The organism is Mycobacterium sp. TH-M11 (assembly GCF_057473725.1).
Map to the genome: position 1 here is coordinate 1 of NZ_JBYCLD010000560.1, position 8,778 is coordinate 8,778.

Consider the following 8,778-nt stretch of genomic DNA (forward strand, 5'->3'; position numbering starts at 1 on the left):
TCGCGCGCCTCCCACGTGTCGGTGATCTTCTTGTCGGCGCGGTACTTCGACAGCGCAGCGTCCACCTGATCGGCGAGCCACAGCAGCGCGATCTCGCGCAGCGCGGTCAGGTTCCCGGCGCGGAAGTAATTGGTCAGCGCCGCATCGATGCGTTCCGGTGGGTACACGTTTCCGTGGGCAAGTCTGCGCCGCAACGCTTCCGGTGTGATATCGACAAGCTCGATCTGAGCTGCCTTCCGGACCATCTCGTCGGGTACGGTCTCACGTTGTTCGATTCCGGTGATCTGAGCGACAACGTCGTTGAGGCTTTCCAGATGCTGGACGTTGAGCGTCGAGACCACTGTGATGCCCGCGTCGAGCAGCGTTTCGATGTCCTCCCAACGCTTTTCGTGTGTGCTGCCCGGGATGTTGCTGTGGGCGTATTCGTCGACGAGTGCCACTTCGGGATTGCGGGCCAGCACCGCCTCGATATCGAGTTCGGGAAAGGTCGTTCCACGGTAGGTGATGTAGTGCGGCGGAATGACTTCAATGCCCTTGATGAGCTCGGCGACCTTCTTGCGGCCGTGCGTCTCCACCACCGCCGCGACGACGTCGGTGCCGCGCTCCAGCCTGCGGTGCGCCTCACCCAGCATCGCGCAGGTCTTGCCGACGCCCGGCGCCGCACCGAGGTAGATACGCAGCTCACCGCGGCGCTGCGGGTTCGCCCGGTGCGCCAGGGGGTCGTCGTAGGTCGCCGGCCCGTCTACGGAGGTCACCTCGCCATCATCCACTGGAGGGCGACGATTTCACCGGGGCGAGGCGATCCAACTCGAGATTGACCGCCAGGACGTTCACCACTGGCTCGCCGACGAAGCCGACCACGCGGCCGTGCTGGTTGTGGCGTACCACGTCGCGGACTTGTCCGACACTGATGCCGCGAGCGCGGGCCACTCGGGCCACTTGAAGCTCGGCGTAGGCGGACGAGATGTCGGGATCCAGGCCGCTGGCGCTGGCGGTGACCGCGTCCGGCGGCACCTCAGGCTGTTCGGGCGCTGAGCCGCGAATCGGTACGAGACGACCGACCGCGTAGTCGCGACCGTACTGGGCGCACTGCACCGTCACTCCCTGGTAGACCCGCTGGAACACCACGGTGGGCGGGCTGCCGGGCGTTGCGCAGGGCTCGTTGACGCTCACCACCGTGACGGGGTCGAGGATGTTGCCGGCGCGGTCCCGCGGCCCGATCACCGAGAGCACGGCGCCGACGCCGCCACCGGTGCAGAACGGCCTCGATCCATCGACCTTTTCGAGAATGCCGATCGCCCGGCTGCGCGAGCACACCTGAGTCAGCAGACTGGGTTTGAAGCCGGCATCGGTCGGGTTGGTACCGGGAGTCAGCTTGGCCGGATCGGCGGGAGTGTCGAGGATGCTTTCCGGACCCAGATTGCTGGCGCCGGATGCGGTGGGGTCATAGCCGGCGCCTGCGGCCGACGGGCGGCTCTGGAAGTAGCGGGGCAGCGGGTTGCCGTTCTTGTCGGTGAATGACTGCCCAATCAGCTTGCTGCCGACACGCCTCTCCGAACCATTGGGCCCGTCGACGGTCAGTATGGAACCGTCCGCCTTGTCGTGCAGACCGGGAAGCTGGGCGATGCCCCAGACGACCAGCGGGTAGCCGATGCCGGTGATCACCGTCAACGCCAGCAGGGCGCGCAAGGCCGCCCAGTGCTGCCGGAAGACATTCGAGAGGTTCATCGTCAGCCCATCCCAGGAATGAATTGCACTGCCAGGTCGATGAGTTTGATGCCGACGAACGGGGCGAGGATCCCGCCCAGTCCATAGATATAAAGGTTGCGGCTCAACAGTTTCGACGCGCTGCTCGGAGTGTATTGGACCCCGCGCAGTGCCAACGGGATCAGCGCGACGATGATGATCGCGTTGAAAATCACCGCGGACAGGATCGCCGACTGCGGGCTGTGCAACCGCATGATGTTGAGCATGCCCAGCCCGGGAAACAGCGACACGAACATGGCTGGGATGATCGCGAAGTACTTGGCGACGTCGTTGGCGATCGAGAACGTGCTCAACGCGCCGCGGGTGATCAGCAGTTGCTTGCCGATCTCGACGATCTCGATGAGCTTGGTCGGGTCGGAATCCAGATCGACCATGTTGCCGGCCTCTTTGGCCGCGCTGGTACCGCTGTTCATCGCCACCCCGACGTCGGCCTGAGCCAGCGCGGGCGCGTCGTTGGTTCCGTCGCCGGTCATGGCGACCAGCCGGCCGCCCTGCTGTTCGCGTTTTATCAGCGCCAGCTTGTCCTCGGGGGTGGCCTCGGCCAGAAAGTCGTCGACCCCGGCCTCGTCGGCGATCGCCCTGGCGGTCAACGGATTGTCGCCGGTGATCATCACCGTGCGGATGCCCATCTTTCGCATCTCGTCGAACCGGTCGCGCATACCGTGCTTGACGATGTCCTTGAGATGAATGACACCGAGCACGTCGGCCCCCTTGGCGCCGTTCTCGTGGCGAACAACTCCCACCACCAACGGCGTCCCGCCGGCCGCGGAGATTCCGTCCACCACTTCGCCGAATGCGGTCGGGACATCGCCACCCTGTTCGCGAATCCAGTTGGCAACCGAATTCGCGGCGCCCTTGCGAAGCTGTCGTCCGACGAGGTCGACACCGGACATCCGGGTGTTCGCGGTGAACTCGATCCACTTCGCTTGGCTCAGTTCGCCCGGGGGCCGTTCCCGCAAACCGTAGTGTTCCTTGGCGTACACCACGATTGAGCGGCCCTCGGGGGTTTCGTCGGCCAGGCTGGACAGTTGAGCGGCGTCCGCCAGTTCCTCGGCCGTCACCCCCGCGACCGGGATGAACTCCGAGGCCTCGCGATTGCCCAGGGTTATCGTGCCGGTCTTGTCCAGCAGCAGCGTGTCGACGTCGCCGGCCGCCTCGACGGCGCGGCCCGACATGGCCAGCACGTTGCGCTGGATCAACCGGTCCATGCCGGCAATTCCGATGGCCGACAGCAGCGCACCGATCGTGGTGGGGATCAGGCACACCAGCAATGCCACCAAGACGACGCCGTCGACCCCGTTGGCGGTCAGGGCCGCGGTGTCGGGGACGCCCGGGTTGCTCACCTTGGAATACATTGCCAGCGGCTGGATTGTCACCACTGCGAACAGGAAGATGATGGTCAGCGCCGCCAGCAGGATGTTCAGCGCGATCTCGTTCGGTGTTTTCTGCCGGTTGGCACCCTCGACCAAGGCGATCATCCGGTCGATGAAGCTCTTGCCGGGCTCCTGAGTGATCTTGACGACGATGCGGTCCGACAGCACGGTGGTCCCGCCGGTGACTGCGGAGCGGTCGCCGCCGGACTCGCGGATCACTGGTGCGGATTCGCCGGTGATCGCCGATTCATTAACCGACGCAATGCCTTCCACGATCTCGCCGTCACCGGGGATGGTTTCGCCGGTCTCGACGACGACAAGGTCGCCCTTTCGCAATTCGGGCGCACGGACGTCTTCTTCGGTGCCGGCCTTGCCGGGCTCCCAGCCCCGTAAGCGGCGGGCGATGGTGTCAGCCTTGGACTTCCGCAGTGTGTCGGCTTGCGCCTTGCCTCGACCTTCGGCAACGGCCTCGGCCAGATTGCCGAAAAGTACTGTCAGCCAGAGCCAGAACACGACCATCCAGCCGAACCACGAAGGGCCGCGAATCGTCAGGACCGTCGACCAGAGGGCGCCGATTTCGACGATCAGCATCACCGGGTTGCGCCACAACGAACGCGGATCGAATTTGCGTACCGCGTCAGGCAGTGACTTGAGCAGCAATGCCGGGTCAATGAGCCCGCCCCGGACCGGACTGGAGCCGCTTTGGTGAGAACGCGCCGACCTCGTCGACCGCGGCGTGTTGCCGGTCGAAAGTGTTGTCATATCAGTGGATTCCTTCCGCAAGGGGGCCCAGCGCCAAGGCCGGAAGGAAGGTCAACGCGCACAGCACCACCGTCACCGCAGCTACCAGACCGACGAATTGCGGTCGGTGGGTGGGTAGGGTGCCCGGTGACTCCGGGGTACGTCCCTGGCGGGCCAGTGAACCAGCCAGCGCCAGCACCAGGATCATCGGCAGGAATCGGGCCAACGCCATGACCAGGCCGAGCGCGGTGTTGTACCAGACGGTATTGACCGAAAGTCCGGCGAAAGCGGAACCGTTGTTGTTGGCGGCGGAGGTGAACGCGTAGAGCACTTCTGAGAGGCCGTGCGGCCCAGTATTTTCCATGCCGGACCGGGGGCCCGGCAAGGCGATTGCGATGGCGGTTCCGATCAGCACCAGTAGCTCGGTCACCGGGAAAAAGCTTGCCGCCAACTTCATTTCGCGTGGCCGGATCTTCTTACCCAGGTACTCCGGGGTGCGTCCGACCATCAGCCCTGCGACGAACACGGTGATGATGGCCATGATCAGCATCCCGTAAAGGCCCGAGCCGACCCCGCCGGGCGCGACCTCGCCGATCTGCATGTTGAACATCTGAACCAGGCCGCCGAGGCTGGTGTAGGAATCGTGCGCCGAATCGACGGCGCCCGTTGACGTCAGCGTGGTCGCGTCCGCGAACACCGCGGAATTCGCGACTCCGAAGCGCTGCTCGACACCTTCCATTGCCGCGCCGGCCGCGGTGGGCACGGTCCCATGGTGGCTGAGCTCCAACAGCTCGATCATGACCAGGCTGATCGTCGCCAACACGCCCATCACCGCAGCGATTGCGTAGCCCTGCTTGGTGTTGCCCACCATGCGGCCGAAAGTGCGCGGCAGCGAAAAGCTGATCGCCAGCAGCAGGAACGTCTCGATCCAATTGGTCAGCCTGGTCGGGTTCTCGAACGGGTGGGCGGAGTTGGCGTTGTAGAACCCGCCCCCGTTGGTGCCGAGTTCCTTGATGGCTTCCTGGCTGGCCACCGGCCCGCCGGTGATGGTTTGGTGCATGCCGTTGAGCGTGTTGACCACCTGGTCGTTCAGGTGGAAGTTCTCGACGGCGCCGCCGCTGATCAAGACGATCGCGCCAATGGTCGAGATCGGCAGCAGGATGCGCAGCGTTCCCCGGACCAGATCGACCCAGAAATTTCCGATCTCAGGAGTCCTAGTGCGCGCGAACCCGCGAACCAGGGCGACCGCGACGGCCATGCCCGCCGCGGCGGAGACGAAGTTCTGCACGGCCAGCCCGGCCATTTGCACCAAATGACCCTGCGTCGTCTCGCCGGAGTAAGCCTGCCAGTTGGTGTTGGTGACAAAGCTGATTGCGGTGTTCCACGCCAGCGACGGGGTCATCGTGGTCGTCGGGTCGTGCAGGTGCAGCGGCAGCTTGTCCTGCACCAGTTCGAAGAAGAACAGGAACAGCACGCTGACCGCCGAGAACGCCAGCAGGCTGCGAGCATAGGCGTACCACGGTTGTTCAGCTTCGGGGTCGGCGCCGATGATGCGGTAGACGACCTTCTCGATGCGCCAGTCGCGTTCCGAGGTGTAGACGCGGTACATGTAGTCGCCCAGCGGCACGTGTATTGCCATCAGGGCCAACACGAGCAGCCCGATGCCCGCGGTAGACGTGCTCACTAAAACCTCTCCGGCAGGTACAAGGCCGCAACCAGGTAGGCCACCAGCACGGCTGCGAGTGCCAGGCCGATGATGTTGTCGATGCTCACGGGCGCCACTCCTGCGCACAGGCGGAGCTCGCACGCGCCGGTTCCCCGTCGATCGCGCGGGTCACAGCTTCTCGACCAGCTTTTGCAGGAAGCCCAGGACGGCGAACACGGCCACCGTCAGCAAGGCGTAGGCAACCACGCCCATCGTTTCTCCGTTCGTGACAGGCCGGTCGGGTCGATCGGCTATCGAGTCTCCTTGGTATCGGCATGCAATTTTGCCCTCTGCGACGAGGTCTGGGAAGAACGTATGCGCCCCCCTCACGCAAAGTTCAGCCGCTAACGATTTCTTTACAGCTGATCCGCCGATCTGACATGCGGCAATCACTGTTTCTTGATTTTCACATAGGCTTGAGCCAGCACGCGTGTTTGCTGGACGGGCTGTGATGTGTGCTACTGCGATAGCGGCAGGCTTACCCGGAAAGTGGTGCGGCCCGCGCCGGATTCGGCGGTGACCGACCCGTTGTGTGCTTTGACGATCGAGTCGACAATCGCCAGCCCGAGTCCGTTACCACCGCCTTCGTGGTGCGCGTCTTTGGCGCGCACGAATCGATCGAAGAGATGGGGGAGCAGTTCCGGGTCGATATCGGGCCCGTCGTCGGCCACCACCAACTCGGCGTAGGGCGCGTCGGATGGGCGGGTAATCGACGTCGTCACAGTTACTCCTGGCGGGGTGTGGACCCACCCGTTGGTCAACAGATTGCTGACCAGTTGATGCAGTCGGTCGGGATCGCCGCGCACCCACACTGGGTCGTCGGGCAGATCCTTGACCCACCGGTGATGCGGTGCGGCCACCGCAGCGTCGTTGAATGCATTGAGCACGATGTCGGTCAGGTCGACGTCCTCGGTCCGCAGATCGTCGCCCTCGCTCAGCCGCGAGAGCAGCAGGAGTTCGTCGACGAGCGACGCCATCCGGGCTGCCTCGGACTCGATCCGGGCCAGCGCGTACTCCGTCGTCGGGGGCAGCGCGGCGCTGTCTTGGCGGGTGAGCTCCGAGTAGCCTTGCAGCGCCGCCAGTGGCGTCCGCAGTTCGTGACTGGCGTCCGTGATGAATTGCCTCATCCGCCGGTCGGATTCGGCTCGATGCGCCAGCGCGCTGTCGACATTGTCGAGCAGCCGGTTGAAGGTGTGTCCGACGATTCCGACCTCGTTGTTCGGGTCGGTGTCATCAGGCCTGACTCTGGTGGTGATGCGATGGTCGTCGCCAGTGAGTGGGGTGCCGGCGACCTCGGCCGCGGTGAGCGCGACACGGCGCAGCGGTCGCAGCCCATATCCGACCACCAGGGCGGTGAGGCCCGACGTCACCAGCACCGCGGCGATCGAAAGCGCTGTGGCACTTACGATTCTGCGGCTGATCGTCGTGTTGACCAGCTGAAGCGAAAGGCCGACCACCAAGACGTCACCGGAGCCGGTCTTTTGGCTACTGACTCGATACGGCCCCAAACCGCCCAGCTTCACCGTGCGTATCTCGCCGTCGCGCCAGTTCTGTGCCTGGATGGCGGATACGACGTCGGGCGAGGCGGCGCGCGGATCGTCCTCGTAGAAGACCGCCGCACCGCTCACCTCGCCGTGCTGGACCACGGCGATCACATTTCCCGCGTTCTGCTCGGTGAAGCCGAGCAGCGCCGACCCGATGTCGACATGTTGGCCGGCCTCGCCGGCAAGGTAGTGGGTGTACGAATGATCCAGCGAGTCAAGCGATGACTCGAGATCGGCATCCGTCATCGCGTACACGTACGTGCGCAGACTCAGCACCGAGATGACGCCGACTACCAGCAGGACGACAGTGACGACCGCCGAGACACCCAAAACCAGTTGATACCGTAGTGAACGGGGCCGCCACCACGGCGTCGCCCGCGCCTCGGTCATCGCACTGCCACCCTCGGCGTTACGCCGGTGGGCGGAGCATGTATCCGACGCCGCGCACGGTGTGCAGCATTGGCTCTCGGCCGGCGTCGATCTTCTTGCGCAGGTACGAAATGTACAGATCGACGATGCTGGTGCGCCCGGCGAAATCGTAATTCCAAACCCGGTCCAGGATCTCGGTACGGGTCAGCGCACGGCGCGGGTTGCGCATCAAAAACCGCAGCAACTCGAATTCGGTTGAGGAGAGCGAGATCAGCGTGCCGGCCCGGTGCACCTCGTGGCTCGCGCCGTCGAGCGTGAGGTCGCCGATCGTGAGGCTCTCCTCGACGGGCGGCGCGAGGTGGTTGGAGCGGCGAAGCAGCCCGCGCAGCCGGGCGACCAGCTCCTCGAGGCTGAAAGGCTTGGTCATGTAGTCGTCGGCGCCCGCGGTCAGGCCGGTCACCCGGTCCATCACCGAGTCGCGCGCGGTGAGGAACAAGGTGGGCGTGTAGGGCCCCGATTCGCGGACCCGGTGCAGGATCTCCAGACCGTCGATGTCAGGGAGCATGATGTCGAGGACGAGCACATCGGGTTCGACGTTGCCGAACTTGCTGACGGCATCCCTGCCGTTGTGGGCGACCTCGACGGTCCAGCCTTCGTAGTGCAGGGCCATCTTGACCAGGTTTGTCAACGCGGGCTCATCATCGACCAGCAGAACCCGGATCGGTGATCCGTCGTCGCGGCTGATCCGGGGAAGCTTACCCAGGATGGCTTGACGCGGCCGCTGCTCGCGAGTGGTTCCCGACGTAACCGTCATGAGTTTCGATTCTCCCTGCCGCACACCCCATTGTCACGAAGCTCATACGGTTCTCACATTTGTGCAGACTCGACGCGGTAGGTGGGCATCAGGGCTGGGTGTGTGTGACTTCCGGCCGTTAGCGCACACTCGTTGCTGACCGACCGCGCGGTAACGGTGTAGATGATCTGACGCTGACTTTGGAGGTGGCGATGACGCTGCCGTTATTCGCGGTCTCCCCTGCGGCGGTCGGTGGGGTGATCGGGGTCGTTATGCCGGAAACAACTGTGCCCGCACGCCTTTCGGTGTACGGGCACAGTGTGCGGTGTGACCGTTAGGCCCAGCTGGAGCCGACGGCGGAGTCGGTGGAGGACATGTTGTTGCCGGCTGACTGAACTTTTTGGCCGTGGCTGTTGGCCTGTTCGTAGATGACCTGGAAGTTGCGACCCAACTGGGTGATGAACTCCTGACACGCCACCGAACCCG

At 64.5% G+C, this 8,778-nt stretch carries 7 protein-coding genes and 1 pseudogene; all 8 read right to left on the reverse strand.

Annotation, left to right across the window (positions count from 1 at the left end; translation table 11 throughout):
• Window positions 1–716: histidine kinase (locus AC2VOG_RS20990; RefSeq protein ID WP_486941746.1), on the reverse strand; the 716-nt coding region annotated here is incomplete at its 3' end.
• Between the two features lie 46 nt (window positions 717–762).
• A complete protein-coding gene (locus tag AC2VOG_RS20995; RefSeq protein ID WP_486941740.1) occupies window positions 763–1,728 on the reverse strand; it encodes a potassium-transporting ATPase subunit C in 966 nt (321 codons plus the stop codon).
• A gap of 2 nt (window positions 1,729–1,730) precedes the next feature.
• The gene (kdpB, locus tag AC2VOG_RS21000) at window positions 1,731–3,902 is read right to left on the reverse strand and encodes a potassium-transporting ATPase subunit KdpB (RefSeq protein WP_486941741.1); all 2,172 of its coding nucleotides are present in this window, start codon (window positions 3,900–3,902) and stop codon (window positions 1,731–1,733) included.
• Between the two features lies 1 nt (window position 3,903).
• Entirely contained in the window at window positions 3,904–5,565 is a 1,662-nt protein-coding gene (gene kdpA / locus AC2VOG_RS21005) for a potassium-transporting ATPase subunit KdpA (RefSeq protein ID WP_486941742.1), read from the reverse strand.
• Window positions 5,565–5,654: a K(+)-transporting ATPase subunit F gene (locus AC2VOG_RS21010; protein ID WP_486941743.1), complete on the reverse strand. Its 90-nt coding sequence runs from the start codon at window positions 5,652–5,654 to the stop codon at window positions 5,565–5,567. The genes kdpA and AC2VOG_RS21010 overlap by 1 nt, the downstream gene beginning before the upstream one ends.
• Window positions 5,655–6,044: 390 nt before the next feature.
• Window positions 6,045–7,520, reverse strand: a complete 1,476-nt coding sequence (locus tag AC2VOG_RS21015; protein ID WP_486941744.1) for a sensor histidine kinase — start codon at window positions 7,518–7,520, stop codon at window positions 6,045–6,047.
• Window positions 7,521–7,539: 19 nt separating this feature from the next.
• On the reverse strand, window positions 7,540–8,313 hold the full coding sequence (locus AC2VOG_RS21020; protein WP_486941745.1) for a response regulator transcription factor: 774 nt from the start codon (window positions 8,311–8,313) through the stop codon (window positions 7,540–7,542).
• Window positions 8,314–8,626: 313 nt separating this feature from the next.
• Window positions 8,627–8,778: pseudogene (locus tag AC2VOG_RS21025) on the reverse strand (type VII secretion protein EsxI); the annotation flags it as partial.

Bases quoted from the DNA above. Each gene is read 5' to 3' on its own strand.
- AC2VOG_RS20995 (WP_486941740.1), bottom strand. From the start codon at position 1,728: ATGAACCTCTCGAATGTCTTCCGGCAGCACTGGGCGGCCTTGCGCGCC.
- kdpB (WP_486941741.1), bottom strand. From the start codon at position 3,902: ATGACAACACTTTCGACCGGCAACACGCCGCGGTCGACGAGGTCGGCG.
- AC2VOG_RS21015 (WP_486941744.1), bottom strand. From the start codon at position 7,520: ATGACCGAGGCGCGGGCGACGCCGTGGTGGCGGCCCCGTTCACTACGG.
- AC2VOG_RS21020 (WP_486941745.1), bottom strand. From the start codon at position 8,313: ATGACGGTTACGTCGGGAACCACTCGCGAGCAGCGGCCGCGTCAAGCC.